This window comes from Salinivibrio sp. SS3, assembly GCF_001722105.1.
GTDB lineage: Bacteria > Pseudomonadota > Gammaproteobacteria > Enterobacterales > Vibrionaceae > Salinivibrio > Salinivibrio kushneri.
The window spans coordinates 233,960-250,455 of sequence record NZ_MEBQ01000045.1 but is presented as its reverse complement, the minus strand read 5'-3'; the positions used below and the strand labels follow the sequence as shown (position 1 = coordinate 250,455).

Below are 16,496 nucleotides of genomic sequence, written 5' to 3'. Positions count from 1 at the left end.
TTTTAGTCCGAATATCTAAATGCTTGTTTTTTGAGCGCTTTTATTCGCTCAGGATCATCGTAGCGAGTAACCACTTCAAACCGCCCAGAATAGACCACAGGCACAGGTTGATGCTCAATATCACGCTTGATCGCCTCGGCCATGGCGACACCTGTGTCATCATTCATTCTCATCACAGTCACATCGAGTTGACCGGCGGCAATCGCGTCGAGTTCTGCCGAGCCACCGCCCCAGCCGTTGAGCCCAACCGTATCACGACCTAATTCATCTAAGGCCTGGACGGCACCAAACGCGACATCGGTTGCACACGCATAAATAAAGTCGAGCTTTGGATTATTATTTAGCATCGCTTTCGCCGCTTGGTAACCCGATTCTTGATCACCCTTGGTGTAATAAGCAGACAGCAAGCTGCTATCACCGTGCGAGCTCATGGCCTCAATAAAGGTATCTCCCCGTGCATCACTGACATAACCTTGCGAAAAATAAAGCACCGAATAGTTCACGCCTTCAGGATATCTCTCTTGGTAATAGCTTGCCAATGCACGGCTACCACGTTGGTGATCAAACCCCACATATAAGAACGGCTGATTGTCTTGCCACGCTTTTACGGGCGTGGTGATATTTTGCAAAATAAGCTTGGTTTGGTTCTGGGATAACACATGGTTAATAAATTTACGGTGGCGCACACTGTTCAACGTAAAAATGAGATAATCGGCACCATCACGTAACGCCGCATACAACGAGGCACTTTGCTCACGAATATCAGTATTGGGGCGCGTCGTCACTTCCTGAAGCTCATATGGGATATTGAGCGCATTCAGCCGCCGCTCGAAGGCACGTACATTACGTTGCCAGTAATCGGATATTTGCTCGCCTGGCACCACCACTGAGATTTTTATCGGCTCCATGGCACCTAAAAAAGGCACGGGATCACGCTGTACGAGCGCATCCAATTCGGTGGTTAGCCTTTTTTGCTCCGGGTGCAGCGCAAGATACTCATCATAGGACCAAAAACCATTGAGTGATCCGTGGGCATTCGGCATCACCATCAGCAAGGTGAGCCCAGTTAACCAACGGCAAAAACGGATCGCGTCATTTAGATGTCTAGTGCGTAAACTCACTTTTATCCCACAGCCCTTTTGTTTCCGAATCAGTGCCAGCTTAGCGAAACCCGTGCACCGACGCAGCGAGAAAAGCGAGAAGCGTGCTTGATGAGGCAAAAAAGATGCAACAAAGCCTACACTTCCCAAGCATTTATCTAGCAATCAAGACAAAAAGGGAGAAGCCATCAATACCAACAAAAACGGCAGCCCAATAGGGGCTGCCGTTAGCGTTCAAAAACAGAGACGCGCTAGTCGACACGCAACGTTTGTAACATGGACTCAGGTAAGGAAAGATCATCGTTTTTGTTCACGGTCACCCCGGCATCGATGATGGCACGCGCGATATCTTTCGCCTCGTTAAGTGAGTGCATCTCATACGTCCCGCATTGATACTCGTTAAGCTCAGGGATCTTGTCTTGCGACGGTACAACCAGCACATCTTCCATCGCCAATTCCCATGCTTTCGCCACCTCAGGCTCTTGGGGCTCACCAATCAGACTCATGTAGAAGCCTGTACGACACCCCATCGGCGAGATATCAATGATCTCCACCTTGTCGCTGTTGAGGTGGTTACGCATAAACCCAGCAAACAGGTGCTCGAGCGTGTGGATCCCTTTTTCCGTCAAGTGCTCTTCGTTAGGACGACAAAAACGAAGGTCAAAGACGGTAATCGTATCACCGCTAGGGGTCTGCATCGTTTTTGCAACGCGCACAGCCGGTGCATGCATGCGCGTATGGTCAACCGTAAAACTATCTAATAGTGGCATCTTACCTCCTTTATTCCTCGCGGCGACCCTTAAAATGGCCACCAGCTCAGATTATCCTCGAGTCGTTGTCGGCAACCTTTCAGCTGCCAACCGTAGTCCTTTGCTTGTTGTTCGACTTTGCGCGCCACGCGTTTTAACCCAGGTTTCCCCTCAAACGAGCCGCGCTGAAATCCACCTCTACCTTCATGGTAAGCCAAATATTGGCGATACACATCCCACTTTGACACCCCGAGTTGGCGGTAGGTTGCATCGGTATACCAGCCAATAAACTGTAACGCGTCGGCAAAGTCAGTACGGGCGCCGCCATTATCTGTGGCTTTTTGATAATCGGACCAAGCCGGGTCTTGCGCCTGCGCATAGCCATAAGCACTGCTCACTCGCCCCCACGGCAAGATGCCTAACACATAATCACGCGGGGGCAAAGCATCATGCACAAATGCACTCTCTTGCTTTACGAACGCCATAGCCACTTGGATGGGCGTCCCCCATTCCTCTTCCATATCCACCGCCGCTTCAAACCAGTCGGGGTGTTGGTCGAAGATCGCACAGAGGTTGTTGGGATTATCCGGCGGTGGTGTGGCACATCCTGATACCATCACCACGGTGAAAAGTGCACCAATATGACGGGAAAAGCGCTTCCTGCTCATCGTCGTCCGTCCAATTACCAGCTTTCAGCCATGGGCACATCTTTAAAGTAAGCATTCAAAAACGCTTCAAAGCTTTGTGTATCACTGTCTTCTACCGCTTTTTGACGCGCAACGCTTTGTTTGGCTTCTTGTAAAAAGTCGGCATCACTGTGGATATTGTAAGGCACCTCCGCTAGCGCCGCTTTGTGGTCACGCGCAAGGCTTAGCCCTAGGCCGCCAATTCCACCTTGCGCTATCACGTCAGCGAGAACACGGCCAGATAGTGTGAGCTCTGGGTTATCAAAGCAGGTGATCATCTTGTCACAGACGGTCTCATAACGATGATCCCCAACGGCTTGATCCATCACTTTCGCCAACTGCTTAAGCTCACCCATTACTTGTAATCCCCACTCTGCTTGCGTGAGGGTCTCGCCTTCGCATCCTGTGGTCAGGGTTAACCCTGGTTTGCGGCCTTCGAGTACAATTTTGTTCCAATTGTCACGCCAGCAATTGAGTTCAGGATCAGTCATCGGCTCAGAGGGGGACAAGGCACACCAGGCGACGAACAGATCAAGGAAATGAATCTGATCCTCTTCAATCCCCACCGCGCTGTATGGGTTCACATCCAAAGAGCGGACCTCGATGTACTCGACACCGCCTCGCTCAAGCGCTTCGGTCGGCTTTTCACCGCTTTCGGCATTCCGCTTAGGGCGTATGGGGGCATATAGCTCGTTTTCAATTTGCAGCACATTGGTGTTGAGCTGACGATACGTCTCGCCATCACGAATACCTAGCTTGGCAAACGCGTGTGAGGGGGTACGAATCGCGTTTCTTAAACCTTCAAGATATTGCTCTAGGGTGTTAAAGCCAATTTTTAAATCCGCTTGCGCATTGTTGGTATACCCCAAATCACTCAAGCGCAGCGACGTTGCATAAGGCAAGTAACACGTCCCTGACGGCATATGCTCAAAGGGCAATTGGCTTTCCGCATGCTTGATAAACGAGCCACATAAAGCAGGTGACGCACCAAATAGATAAGGGATCATCCAACCATGGCGGTAATAATTACGAATAAGATCAAAGTACCCTTGGGTGACTGACGCTTGGCTTACCGTGTCTGAGTGGTACAAATGCTGCCAAAATGTCTCAGGCAAAGAGATGTTAAAGTGCACTCCTGAGATCACTTGCATGACACTGCCATAACGATGCTTGAGCCCTTGGCGATACAAGGTCTTCATGCGGCCGATATTTGACGTACCGTATTGCGCCAAGGTGATATCGTCTTCCGATGCCACCACGCATGGCATTGACATGGGCCACAATTGTTCGTCGCCCATTTGCTGATAGGTAAAGCGATGGATGTCCTGCAACTCATCCAGCATCCCTTTCACCGAGGTGTTAACAGGCGTAATAAACTCCAACAGCGATTCCGCAAAATCCGTCGTGATCCAACGGTGTGTCAGCGCCGATCCAAGTGTCTCTGGATGCGCCGTCTGCGCTAAGTGGCCTGTTGGCGTAATGCGTAATGCCTCGCGCTCCAATCCGCGGCCAATCCCCTTTAAGGCATCTGGGTTTTGCGCTAAACGCGCTAACCGTTGGGTAAAGTCAGTCAAAATGTATCTCTTATTTTTTTAAGCTGCGTGGCGGTCAATATAAACAAGCTATTGCTCAAAAGCCATCACGCAGCGGAGTAAGTTTATCCAAATAGGCTTATCGATAATCAAGCGCTAACCTGCGCACTGGCAAGCCAAGTTGACGTAAGCTATCGCTAAGGCGAGACGCATCCCCGACCACAATAATTTGATAGTCGTTTGGATCAAACCAACGTGTCGCTTGGGCATTCAGCTGTTGCAATGTGATTGATTGCAATAAGGCTTTTTGTGCCTCACGGTAGTTGTCGTCTAAATCAAAGGCCTCAATATGCGCGATCAAGCCTGCTTTTTCCCATGGCGTTTCATAACGCAGCGCATCACGCTGACCACTCGATTGGCGTAAGTAAGCCAATTCTTGTGCGGAAAAGCCATTTTCTTGTGCATGCGCCATTTCTTGCCATAGCGCTTTAATCGCATCGTGTGTCGCATCAGCGCGCACATCGGTACTGACTTCTATGGTGCCTGTCTGCCGGCCTCCATAAACACCGCTATGCGCACCATAGGTATAACCTTTATCTTGACGCAAGTTTTGATTCAGGCGCGCATTAAAATTGCCTCCTAAATTAAAGTTGGCTAAGCGGGTTTTAAACATCGGGCCGGTGGCATCGTAGGGCATACCATGGCGCACCATACGAATACTGGTTTGGGGGGCTTGCGGTTTATCCACCAGCCAAATTTGTGCCTGGTCGTAGTCTTTCGGAACGGCACGCGCCACCTGAGCCGTCGGTGGCATTTGCGCTTGCCACGGCGTGATCCGGTTGGCGAGATTGATCGCATGTTCACGCGAAAGATCACCCACCACAATCAATTGGCTGCCTTGCAATACGTAGTGCTGGCGATAGAAGTGTTTCACATCGTCAAGTGTCATGGCCGCAATATCTTCCGCGACACCTCCCTCTGGGGCACGGAAGGTGGCATCTTGATATAACAGCTGGTTTGTCGCTTGGCTAGCTAACCAACCGGCATCATCAGCGCGAGAGGCCATGCCCTCCAATAACTGGTTTTTGACACGATCAAAATCTTTTTCTGCAAAAGTCGGCGCGCGCAAGGTTTTATTGACCAGTTTCAGGGTCTCACCCAGATGCTTTTTCAGTGATGTTACCGTGATTTGTGTATGGTAACTGTCTGCGTCGACATTGACTTGACTGCCCAGCTTGTCTAGCGCTCGAGTCAGCTGGGCGGCTGACATACCTGCCGCGCCCTCGGTCACCATGGTGGCCGTTAAGTGAGCGATGCCTCGCTGATCGTTAGGCTCCATTAAGGTGCCGGCGGGTAAACGAAGCTGCAAGGTGACCGTGGGTGTCTCGCGGCTCACTGTGCCTGCCAAGTGAATACCATTGTCTAAGTCCGCCCGATAAATGCGTGGCACATTCACCGTGACACTCCCATTCGGAGCCGGGATCTGGGTGCGATCGAAGTCTTCTGGCGTATCACGTCGCGCTAACGTGTCGTGCGGGTTTTGCGTCTGTGCCTGACCATAATCTGGACGTTGATAGATAAAATTCGCTGGCGCCGCCACCAAATCCGTCCGCCCAACGGGGACCACACTGGTGTTCACTGCGGGCTGACCTTTTATCCATTGCCGATAGCTTTCCATCACCTTGTCAGGGGTTACCGCATTAAGGCGTGCAAGGCGCTGATTCATACGGTTTGCATCACCGTAGAGCGTATAATCTCTGGCCAGCTGTGAGACCTTGCCGTCGACACTTTGCAGCGCAAAGATATTATCGGCTTCCACCATGGATTGGATTTGGTCGATATCCTCGTCACTGACTCCTTTTGCCTCAAACTGCGTCAGAGTTTGCGTTAACAAGGTACGGATCTCAGCCAGTGATTGGCCTTGGCGGCCGACACCGTAGATCTCAAACGTACAGGCCAGCTCACCGCACTGATGCGATGCGCCTGCACTTAACAGCTGCCCCGTTTGCACGAGGGACTGATAAAGCACACTGTCACGCCCTTGCCCCAATACATTGGCCAGCACGCCCAAGCGCGTCGTGGTATCCGTCTCAGGCACACTGGTAGGAAAGGTCATTACCAATACCGGTTGCGAGACCTTATCTTCCAATGTCACAAAGCGAGGGCCGTCCAGCGTGACCGGTTGAGGTTTCGCATCTGGTATTGATGGGCCTTGAGGAATATCACCAAAGTATTTTTTCACCCAAGCAAGGGTTTGCTGAATATCGATGTCGCCACCAATGGTGAGGGTGGCATTGTTCGGCCCATACCAACGCAGAAAGAATTGCTTGAGATCGCCGACATCGACACGGTTAAGATCCTCAACGTAACCAATCACCGGCCATGAGTAAGGGTGACTCTCAGGGTAGAGTGCTTGATTAATCGTCTCGTTAACACGGCCATAAGGAACATTGTCTATCCGAAATGCGCGTTCGTTTTTCACCGTGTCACGCTGCACTTCAAATTTGCGTTGAGAGACCGCATCGAGCAAAAAGCCCATGCGATCAGATTCAAGCCAAAGGACACGCTCAAGCTCGTTAGCCGGCACGGTCTGGTAATACTGGGTGGTGTCACGGTTGGTTGAGCCATTGTTATAGCCCCCCACCTCTTTAATACGTTTTCCGTGATCATCTACGTGCTCTGAGCCTTCGAACATCATATGCTCAAAAAAGTGTGCGAAGCCAGATTTCCCCGGCTCCTCCCGGGCAGAGCCCACGTGATAACGCACATCAACGTTAACAAGAGGGTCAGAGTGATCCTCATGTAACAGCACCGTCAGTCCATTATCTAATTCAAATTGTTGATAAGGAACTTGGGCACTGCCCGCTGGGGGCGAGACAGTTTTGATCCACGTAATGCCCTCAGGCGTTTGAGTGGGTGAGGAGCCAGTCAGTTGGCACCCTGACAAGACAGATAATAAGAAAAATGTGGCGAGCAATAAACGTGGCATAGAATCATTCCTAACCGGCTACCCAACGAAATGAAATCACAATCACTAGGTAGCGCGATGCTTTTGCAACAAAGATAATCAACCAGCACCAAGATTGGCGAAGGCGCAGCCAGCCGGCCACCACGCAAAGCGGATCACCCATAATCGGGACCCAACTTAATAGCAAGGCAGCATAACCATAGCGTTGCAGCCCAGCGAGCGCTCGGCGGTGCCATGATTGACGCGGTTGATAATCGGGCAGCCAACGCCCAATGGCGTAGTTGGTCATACCACCGAGCGTATTGCCGACCGTGGCAATCGCCACAACGATCCCATCCGCGAATGAGTGCTGGGTTAATAAATACACCAAATTGGCTTCAGAGCCACCAGGCAATAAGGTCGCACTTAAAAAGCTGGTGGCAAATAAGGTTGCCAGCAGCATCCAATCGTCCATTCGACCTCATACAGTATCATTGGTTCAGCGCTTACGACAAAGCGCTCCCCCGGGGTGAATAGCTAAGTCGAGGGCATTTCCAACACACGCTTACCACGTGTATGACCTGTTTCTAACGCTTTGTGCGCCTGTGCGCCCTGTTCAAGCGGGTAGACGGCCGCGATATCTATTTTCAGATCGCCCTGATCAAGCATGTCGAGCAAGCGCTGAGTCTGCCAAGTATTTGGATCAACCAACATACCTGTCGCCTTCAGCCCTCGCTCGGCAGCCGCGGAGGTAATGGTATCGCGCGTATTAGTGGGGACGGTGACAATACGCCCACCTGTTTTCAGGCCTGCTAATGCATCAATGGCGGTGTCTCCTCCCACCAAATCAATCACCAGATCAAACTCACCATTGGCGGTAGCCCAATGCGGTTGATGGTAATCGATCGGTGTCGCATCCAGTTGACGTAAAAAGGCATGATTGTTTTCAGAAGCCGTGGCAAAAACCTGGGCCCCGAGACGAACGGCTAACTGTACCGCAAGGTGCCCGACGCCGCCGGCGCCGGCTAAAATCAATACTTTTTCGTCACGCGCCAGTTTACCATGCTCAAGTGCTTGCCAAGCCGTCAGCCCTGCCAATGGCACTGCGGCGGCATCCACCATAGGCACACTCGGCGGCACGGTTGACAACAAGCCAGCATCGGCGACCACATATTGGCTGTATCCCCCGCCTTCGGTGGGAAAACCAATCATCCCAGCGACACGATCCCCCACATCAAACTTGCTTTCATTGGTGCCATTCGCCACCACGACCCCGGCAACGTCATAGCCAGGCACCCAAGGCAAATGATCGCGATTATGCTCAGCAGCCCAACCAAGCCCTGCTCGCGTTTTTGCATCAATGGGGTTAACCCCTGCCGCTTTTACTTGAATCAACACCTGCTCTTCAGAGGGCGACGGAATCGAACGGTTGACTGGGGTAAGTACCTCTGGTGCACCAAATTCAGTGATTGCAAGTGAGAGATTATTCGACATATTGACTCCTTTCGCATGCCATTGTGCTTATGCTGGCGTATCTATTAAAAGTATTCGCCTTGACGACGAGATAAAGCACAGAGCCATTGCAAAGCGTAAACCTCTAGTCTTAACAAAAAAAGCGGCAGACTCAATGCCTACCGCTATTTTCTTTTTATCGACTCGGTATCAAATCACTGAAGGCTAGCCGACCAAAGCCAGCAAAATCCCGGCCGCGACCGCTGAGCCCAATACGCCAGCCACATTGGGTCCCATCGCATGCATTAATAAGAAGTTATGCGGGTTGGCATCGAGTCCTACTTTGTTAACCACTCGGGCCGCCATCGGAACGGCTGATACACCGGCTGCCCCAATCAATGGGTTGATAGGATCGCGGCTAAAGCGGTTAAGGATTTTGGCCATTAATACCCCAGTTCCGGTGCCGATGCTAAATGCGACGGCGCCCAATACCAAGATCCCTAAGGTTTCAAACTGAAGAAACTTATCGGCTTCCAATTTGGAGCCTACCGCCAGACCAAGGAAAATGGTGACAATGTTGATCAGCTCATTTTGCGCCGTTCCCGATAAACGGTCCACCACGCCACACTCTCGCATCAAGTTGCCAAGACAGAACATACCAACCAGCGGGGTCGCCGAGGGCAAGAACAAGATGGTCATCATCAGCACCGCCAGCGGAAACAGGACCTTCTCTGTTTTCGACACATGACGGAGTTGCTTCATCTCAATCTTGCGTTCGCTGTCAGAGGTAAACAACTTCATGATGGGTGGCTGAATAATGGGTACCAACGCCATATAGCTATAGGCTGCGACGGCAATGGCGCCGAGCAAGTCCGGTGATAATCGACTGGCGAGGAAGATAGCTGTCGGCCCATCCGCGCCCCCAATGATGGCGATGGAGGCCGCATCTTGGAGGCTAAACGCCATGCCTGGCACCAAGTTAAGTAAAATGGCACCAAACAAGGTAGCAAAAATACCAAACTGTGCCGCGGCACCGAGCAACAAGGTGCGCGGGTTAGCGATCAGCGCGCCAAAATCGGTCATCGCCCCCACCCCCATAAAGATCAGCAGGGGGAATACGCCAGTATCAATCCCGACATGGTAGACATAGTAGAGCAGGCCGCCTGGCTCGTTAAAACCGGCATTGGGTATATTCGCCAATATGGCGCCAAAACCGATAGGTAGGAGCAACAGTGGCTCAAACCCACGTCGAATCGCCAAAAAGAGCAATAGACAGCCCACGGCAATCATTACCAACTGTGGCCACTGGAAGTTTGCCAGTCCAGTTTCCGACCACAGGATCATTAATCCTTCCATGCTGCCCTCTTATCCTAAGTGCAATAACGGCATGCCGACGGTCACAGCATCGCCTTCTTTCACTTGTACGTCTTGGACGGTGCCCGCATGGGCAGCTCGCACCTCGGTTTCCATCTTCATCGCTTCCAAGATGATCAGGACATCGCCTTCCTGGACATGCTCCCCTGGGGTGACCATCACCTTAAAAATGTTCCCTGCCAGAGGGGCCGTCACCGGCTCAAGGTTGCTTGGCGCAGCTTGAGGGGCTGGCGCACTCGTCGATACTGGCGCCTGACTCACTGGCTGAATATCACCCAGCGCCCCATCTGGCCCTACATCGACCTGATAGACCTGACCGTTAACACGCACGCTGTAGGTTTCCACGTCACCCCTGCCTGATTGCTCAGGTACGGCGGGTGCAGGTGTTGGCTCCCCGATTGGTACTGGTTCAAACGCTTCAGGGTTACCTCGGTTTTGTAAGAATTTCCACCCCACCTGCGGGAACAGGGCATAGGTCAGCACATCATCAATGGTCTGATCCGCTAAAGTGACATTCTCGGCCGCGGCTTTGTCGGTCAGTGCTTGAGTCAGCGCGTCCATTTCCGGCTCCAACTTATCAGCAGGGCGACAGGTGATTGCCTCTTCGCCATCTAACACTCGAGCCTGAAGTGTTGCATTTACCGGCGCGGGGGCTTTTCCATACTCCCCTTTGAGTAATGCAGCCGTCTCTTTGGTAATGCTCTTGTAGCGCTCACCGGTCAGCACGTTAATCACCGATTGAGAGCCGACAATTTGCGAAGTCGGGGTGACTAAGGGGATATAGCCTAAATCTTCACGGACCCGGGGAATTTCCTCCAACACTTCGTCCATTTTGTCGGCCGCCCCCTGCTCTTTAAGCTGGCTCTCCATATTGGTCAGCATGCCGCCGGGCACTTGTGCAATCAAAATACGTGAGTCGACGCCTTTAAGCTGCCCTTCAAATTGCGCGTATTTTTTACGCACGGTGCGGAAATAAGCGGCAATGGACTCAAGCTTATTCAGATCGAGGTTCGTTTCGCGCTCAGTGCCTTCGAGCATCGCGACCACGGTTTCCGTCGGCGTGTGCCCGTAGGTTTGGCTCATTGAAGAAATGGCGGTATCGAGCACATCCAGGCCAGCTTCAACCGCTTTGACGGCGGTGGCCGTCGATAATCCCGTGGTGGCGTGACAATGCAAGGATAGGGGGATATCACACGCCGCTTTGATACGGCTCACCAGCTCATGGGCTTCATAAGGCTTTAGCAAACCAGACATGTCTTTAATGCACAACGAGTGACAGCCAAGATCTTCCAACTGTTTAGCCAAGTCGGTCCAGGTGTCCATGGTGTGCACGGGACTGGTGGTATAAGAGATGGTGCCTTGCGCATGCGCACCGACTTCCACCGCCGCGCCCACCGCTGCTTGGAAGTTGCGCACATCGTTCATCGCATCAAAGATCCGAAACACATCCATGCCATTTGCATGTGCGCGCTCGACAAACTTGTGTACCACATCATCGGCGTAGTGGCGATAACCCAACAGGTTCTGACCACGCAACAGCATCTGCATCGGCGTATTTGGCATCGCTTTTTTGAGCTCTCGCAAGCGCACCCAAGGATCTTCACCCAGGTAGCGAATACAAGCATCAAAGGTCGCCCCACCCCAGGTTTCCAGTGACCAAAAACCAATTTGATCCAGCTCGGCGGCAATCGGCAACATATCGTCCAAACGCAGACGTGTGGCAAACAACGACTGATGGGCATCACGCAATACCACATCGGTAATAGCTAACGGCGTAGACATAACAAACTCCTTTTTTATATGTGCCTGGCCACTCAACGGTGACGTTGGCGGTACTGCTGAACAGCGACAGTGATCGCGGCAATCACATCCGGTGAAGGCTGCGATACGTCAGGTGCTGCTTGGGCTTTGGGCTGAGCGGCTGCTTTCGCCGCGGCAGGGGGGATAGGGTCACCAAAACGTTCCAGTTGGCGGACCAAAAAAATTAATATCGAAAGAAATACAAATACCACAACCATGCCGGTTAACATCAGCATCGTTGCCTGTTCTAAAAGCGGGCCTAAATCCATGGTTTTTTCCTTGTCACACTCACTATTGCTTACTTCTAAGCAGTGATTGCCCCCATTATTATCCATTTATTTTGGTGGCAAACTCATCAACGGCGTTCAAAATACTAACAATTCGTATCAATGACAATCTGGCGATTGCGTTTTTGTTACCTCATAACGCCCATTAATGGGCATTTTTAGCCACTTCGCGATCAAACCAAACAAACTAAGTGTTTATATACAATTACCGTCAATACAGGGCCGAGAGCCACTGACGCGAGCACCGAATAAAATGGGGAACGATACCAATTTTCAGACTATCGCACTTTTGGAAAAAACCTTTTTCCTATCGTGATTATTTGTATCAACTGTCAAAACGACGTACTGAGCGTGACAACCAAGCAATCAAAACGTAAAGGGAGATATAAAAAAAACGCGGAGAGACATGAAGAGGTCAACGATAACTATCGAAGCGATAGGAGTAAACAAAGGATGGTATGCGACAAGGCAGAGAAGCGAGCAAAATGGCGCGTCCGGGAGGATTCGAACCTCCGACCGCCTGGTTCGTAGCCAGGTACTCTATCCAGCTGAGCTACGGACGCGCTGACGGATTTGCTTAAGATTGAAGATGGCGCGCTCGGGAGGATTCGAACCTCCGACCGCCTGGTTCGTAGCCAGGTACTCTATCCAGCTGAGCTACGAGCGCGTGTCGTCAATCTTACGTTCATCATGAACCGTGTTGCGGGTCTTCCGTGAAGAGATGGCGCGTCCGGGAGGATTCGAACCTCCGACCGCCTGGTTCGTAGCCAGGTACTCTATCCAGCTGAGCTACGGACGCACATCTTAATACAAGGCAGGCTTGTAAATCATGGCGGTGAGGGAGGGATTCGAACCCTCGATACGGCTACAAACCGTATACTCCCTTAGCAGGGGAGCGCCTTCAGCCACTCGGCCACCTCACCGCAAGTTATGGCGCGTCCGGGAGGATTCGAACCTCCGACCGCCTGGTTCGTAGCCAGGTACTCTATCCAGCTGAGCTACGGACGCGCATCTATCTTGCTGCAGCAACATGGCGGTGAGGGAGGGATTCGAACCCTCGATACGGCTACAAACCGTATACTCCCTTAGCAGGGGAGCGCCTTCAGCCACTCGGCCACCTCACCGTCGCTGCGGGTGCACATATTACTTTGAGCCACATATATGTCAAACACTTTTCTGGCAAAAATAGTCTTGCCACCAACAAATGGACAATTATCACCCAAAGCCCAATTCTATTGTTGGATTTATCGCCGTTTCATTCTGATTTTACGGGAAAAGCAGGGATAAAAAAGGCCGACCTTTGGTCGACCTCTTTTTGCCTTGTTAGTAGTCGCTCTGACCACCTGCAGGTGCGCCTTTTTCGGCCTGAATACGCATGTAGATCTCTTCACGATGTACCGAAACATCTTTCGGTGCATTCACACCAATACGGACTTGGTTACCTTTTACACCCAATACAGTGACAGTGACTTCATCACCAATCATCAAGGTTTCGCCCACACGGCGAGTTAAAATCAGCATGCTTCTACTCCTTGAGTATCAATCTTTTACTTATTCAATTAGTGTCTGAGCCAGATAACCCGCCAGCGTATCGGCCCGTTACCTGTGATCGTTGGATTCTTTCCCTGCTCATGATGCCAATACGGGCGCTGACTCGCGTCCGTATTCCACACTATGGTCGAATTATCACACCATATCCAGAAAAGGGCAGAGAAATTTACTGTTTTATCATCATGCCGTTAGCCGTGGAGGCGATTGACCTGAGATAACAGTGTAAGAGAAATCTGTACGGCATTGGCCAGCATGGTGACAAAATCTAACCAATATCACGTCTTACCGCTGACACCGCTTAAGGCGTTGCACTATACAGAATCAGGAAAAAAGTGCAATTATTAATCTAGATCACAAAAAAGGGTCGCGATACGCGACCCTCTTGACTTTTTAAAAAAACAAAAGCGACTTATAGTTGCTCAGCGAGCCAGGTCTCCGCGGAGGCTAACGCACTCGGCAGTGCACTCACATCACTACCGCCGGCTTGTGCCATATCAGGACGACCACCGCCTTTGCCACCCACTTGCTGTGCGACAAGGTTGACCAGCTCACCCGCTTTTACCGTGCCGGTTAGATCCTTGGTGACACCGGCAATCAGGCCGACTTTATCATTGGCCACGTTACCGAGTAGCACAATGCCACTGCCCATTTGGTTTTTCAGATCATCCACCATGCTACGCAGAGCTTTGTTATCCGCACCATCAAGCTGGCTAATCAGCACTTTTACCCCGTTTAGCTCACGGACCTGATTGATCAGCCCAGCACTTTCTTGTGCGGCCAGTTTCTGTTTAAGCTGCTGAATTTGTTTCTCTAACGCTTTCGCTTTGCTCTGGGCTTCGTCAAGTTTGGCTTCATAGTCAGCCTGTTGCTGATAAACGCTATCAATGGCCGCTTGCCCGGTAATGGCTTCGATGCGGCGTACACCGGCCGCGATACCCGCTTCAGAGACGATTTTAAACATGCCAATGTCGCCCGTACGCGTCGCGTGTGTCCCGCCACACAGCTCGATAGAAAAGTCACCCATGCTTAATACACGCACTTGGTCATCGTATTTCTCACCAAACAGTGCCATCGCGCCTTTTTGCTTGGCGGCTTCGATATCCATCACTTCTGTCTGCACGGGGCTATTTTCACGGATTTGTTGATTCACGATCCGCTCAACCGCTTTGAGTTCGTCAGCAGTGACCTGCTCAAGGTGTGAGAAGTCAAAACGCAACCCATCAGGCCGGACTAGCGAGCCTTTTTGCGCAATGTGCTTCCCTAGTACCTCACGCAGTGCGGCGTGCAGCAAGTGAGTCGCGGAATGATTCATCGCTACCGCGTGACGACGCGCGGCATCCACGCGAGCGGTTGCTTGTGCCCCGACACTCAGTTGCCCTTCCGACAAGCTACCGTAATGTGCAATGGCTTGCCCCGCTTTCTGGGTATCCGTCACGGTAAATCGCCCTTGGTCAGTGTCAATCACCCCTGTATCACCACATTGGCCACCGGCCTCGGCATAGAAAGGCGTGTGATCAAGGATCACCACCGCTTTATCGCCCGATACCAAGCTATCAACGGTGTCACCGTCGACAAAAATCTCAGTGATCTGGCCTGTGCCTTCTGTCCCTGTGTAACCACAAAAATCAGAGCCATGCTCCACTTTTATGGCTTGGTTGTAGTCAGTGCCAAACTGACCGGCTTCGCGCGCGCGCTGACGCTGGGCTTCCATCGCCGCTTCAAAGCCGGCTTCATCAATGCGATAACCGCGCTCACGCGCAACATCATTGGTTAAGTCTGCCGGGAAGCCGTAAGTGTCATAGAGTTTGAAGACGGTTTCACCATCTAACTCGTCACCCTTAACCTTGTCCAAGGCCTCTTCCAACATCAACATGCCACGCTCAAGCGTGCGACCAAAGTTGTCTTCTTCAATCTTAAGGACTTTTTCCACCATGGTTTGCTGCGCACGCAGATCTTCACCGGCCGTCCCCATGATGGTAGCGAGAGGGCCAACCAGCTTATAGAAAAACGCCTCTTTGCTGCCAAGCTTGTTACCATGACGAACCGCACGACGAATGATTCGGCGCAACACATAGCCTCGTCCTTCGTTAGAAGGCATCACACCATCAACAATCAAATATGCACACGAGCGGATGTGGTCAGCGACTACGCGCAAAGACTGGTTAGTGAGATCTTCAACCCCAATGATGTCAGCGACTTGCTTAATCAATTGCTGGAAAACATCGATTTCATAGTTAGAGTGCACGCCTTGCTTAATTGCCGCTATGCGTTCAATCCCCATCCCGGTATCCACTGACGGCTTAGGCAGATTTTCCATGGTGCCGTCTGCTTGGCGGTTAAACTGCATAAAGACGATATTCCAGATCTCGATGAAGCGATCCCCGTCTTCTTCTGGCGTCCCTGGCGGGCCACCCCAAATATGCTCACCATGGTCATAGAAAATTTCGCTACATGGTCCGCATGGCCCAGTATCGCCCATTTGCCAGAAATTATCTGACTCGTAAGGCTTACCGCCTTCTTTATCGCCGATACGCACAATGCGATCCGCTGGGACACCGATTTGCTGATGCCAAATATCAAATGCTTCGTCATCGGTTTCGTATACGGTTACCAACAGCTTTTCTTTTGGCAAGCCAATGGTTTCGGTCAAAAATGCCCATGCGTATTGAATCGCATCTTGCTTGAAGTAATCACCGAAGCTGAAATTGCCGAGCATTTCAAAGAAGGTATGGTGGCGCGCGGTAAAACCGACGTTTTCAAGGTCGTTGTGTTTGCCGCCCGCCCGCACACAACGCTGTGCTGACGTTGCACGCGTGTAGTCACGCTTTTCAACCCCTAAAAAAGTATCTTTAAACTGGTTCATCCCTGCGTTGGTGAACAAAAGCGTTGGGTCATCGGCAGGCACGAGCGACGAGCTAGGCACAATCTGGTGCCCTTTGCTTTCAAAGAACTTGAGAAACGCTGTACGGATCTCATCAGTGCTCATATACATTGGCTAATCCTGATAATCGAATATTG

General features: G+C 51.5%; 12 protein-coding genes and 6 tRNA genes. All 18 read right to left on the bottom strand.

What is annotated here, in order from left to right:
* Nucleotides 1-2 precede the first annotated feature (2 nt).
* Nucleotides 3-1,049, bottom strand: a complete 1,047-nt coding sequence (locus BGL48_RS15475) for a substrate-binding domain-containing protein (protein ID WP_077599259.1) — start codon at nt 1,047-1,049, stop codon at nt 3-5.
* Nucleotides 1,050-1,351: 302 nt separating this feature from the next.
* Nucleotides 1,352-1,870 (bottom strand): S-ribosylhomocysteine lyase, encoded by a 519-nt coding sequence (gene luxS, locus BGL48_RS15470; protein ID WP_069363481.1) that lies wholly within the window; start codon nt 1,868-1,870, stop codon nt 1,352-1,354.
* Nucleotides 1,871-1,899: 29 nt separating this feature from the next.
* On the bottom strand, nt 1,900-2,517 hold the full coding sequence (locus BGL48_RS15465) for a hypothetical protein (protein WP_069363480.1): 618 nt from the start codon (nt 2,515-2,517) through the stop codon (nt 1,900-1,902).
* 14 nt (nt 2,518-2,531) lie between these two features.
* The gene (gshA, locus tag BGL48_RS15460) at nt 2,532-4,109 is read right to left on the bottom strand and encodes a glutamate--cysteine ligase (protein WP_069363479.1); all 1,578 of its coding nucleotides are present in this window, start codon (nt 4,107-4,109) and stop codon (nt 2,532-2,534) included.
* A 97-nt stretch (nt 4,110-4,206) separates the two neighbouring features.
* Nucleotides 4,207-7,056 (bottom strand): M16 family metallopeptidase, encoded by a 2,850-nt coding sequence (locus BGL48_RS15455; protein WP_069363478.1) that lies wholly within the window; start codon nt 7,054-7,056, stop codon nt 4,207-4,209.
* A gap of 10 nt (nt 7,057-7,066) precedes the next feature.
* Complete coding sequence (locus BGL48_RS15450) at nt 7,067-7,489, bottom strand: YqaA family protein (RefSeq protein ID WP_069363477.1); 423 nt, start codon at nt 7,487-7,489, stop codon at nt 7,067-7,069.
* A 62-nt stretch (nt 7,490-7,551) separates the two neighbouring features.
* The gene (locus BGL48_RS15445; RefSeq protein WP_069363476.1) at nt 7,552-8,508 is read right to left on the bottom strand and encodes an NADP-dependent oxidoreductase; all 957 of its coding nucleotides are present in this window, start codon (nt 8,506-8,508) and stop codon (nt 7,552-7,554) included.
* A gap of 183 nt (nt 8,509-8,691) precedes the next feature.
* Complete coding sequence (locus BGL48_RS15440) at nt 8,692-9,822, bottom strand: sodium ion-translocating decarboxylase subunit beta (protein ID WP_069363475.1); 1,131 nt, start codon at nt 9,820-9,822, stop codon at nt 8,692-8,694.
* 9 nt (nt 9,823-9,831) lie between these two features.
* Nucleotides 9,832-11,622 carry a sodium-extruding oxaloacetate decarboxylase subunit alpha gene (gene oadA / locus BGL48_RS15435; protein ID WP_069363474.1) on the bottom strand — a complete coding sequence of 597 codons (1,791 nt, stop codon included), beginning with the start codon at nt 11,620-11,622 and terminating at the stop codon, nt 9,832-9,834.
* A 32-nt stretch (nt 11,623-11,654) separates the two neighbouring features.
* Complete coding sequence (locus BGL48_RS15430) at nt 11,655-11,909, bottom strand: OadG family transporter subunit (RefSeq protein WP_069363473.1); 255 nt, start codon at nt 11,907-11,909, stop codon at nt 11,655-11,657.
* A 504-nt stretch (nt 11,910-12,413) separates the two neighbouring features.
* A tRNA-Arg gene (locus BGL48_RS15425) sits at nt 12,414-12,490 on the bottom strand.
* A gap of 27 nt (nt 12,491-12,517) precedes the next feature.
* Nucleotides 12,518-12,594, bottom strand: a tRNA-Arg gene (locus BGL48_RS15420).
* 55 nt (nt 12,595-12,649) lie between these two features.
* A tRNA-Arg gene (locus BGL48_RS15415) sits at nt 12,650-12,726 on the bottom strand.
* A gap of 31 nt (nt 12,727-12,757) precedes the next feature.
* A tRNA-Ser gene (locus BGL48_RS15410) sits at nt 12,758-12,850 on the bottom strand.
* A gap of 8 nt (nt 12,851-12,858) precedes the next feature.
* Nucleotides 12,859-12,935 (bottom strand) — tRNA-Arg (locus BGL48_RS15405).
* 23 nt (nt 12,936-12,958) lie between these two features.
* A tRNA-Ser gene (locus BGL48_RS15400) sits at nt 12,959-13,051 on the bottom strand.
* A gap of 199 nt (nt 13,052-13,250) precedes the next feature.
* Nucleotides 13,251-13,448 (bottom strand): carbon storage regulator CsrA, encoded by a 198-nt coding sequence (gene csrA, locus BGL48_RS15395; protein WP_069363472.1) that lies wholly within the window; start codon nt 13,446-13,448, stop codon nt 13,251-13,253.
* 439 nt (nt 13,449-13,887) lie between these two features.
* Nucleotides 13,888-16,470: an alanine--tRNA ligase gene (alaS, locus tag BGL48_RS15390; RefSeq protein WP_069363471.1), complete on the bottom strand. Its 2,583-nt coding sequence runs from the start codon at nt 16,468-16,470 to the stop codon at nt 13,888-13,890.
* Nucleotides 16,471-16,496 lie beyond the last annotated feature (26 nt).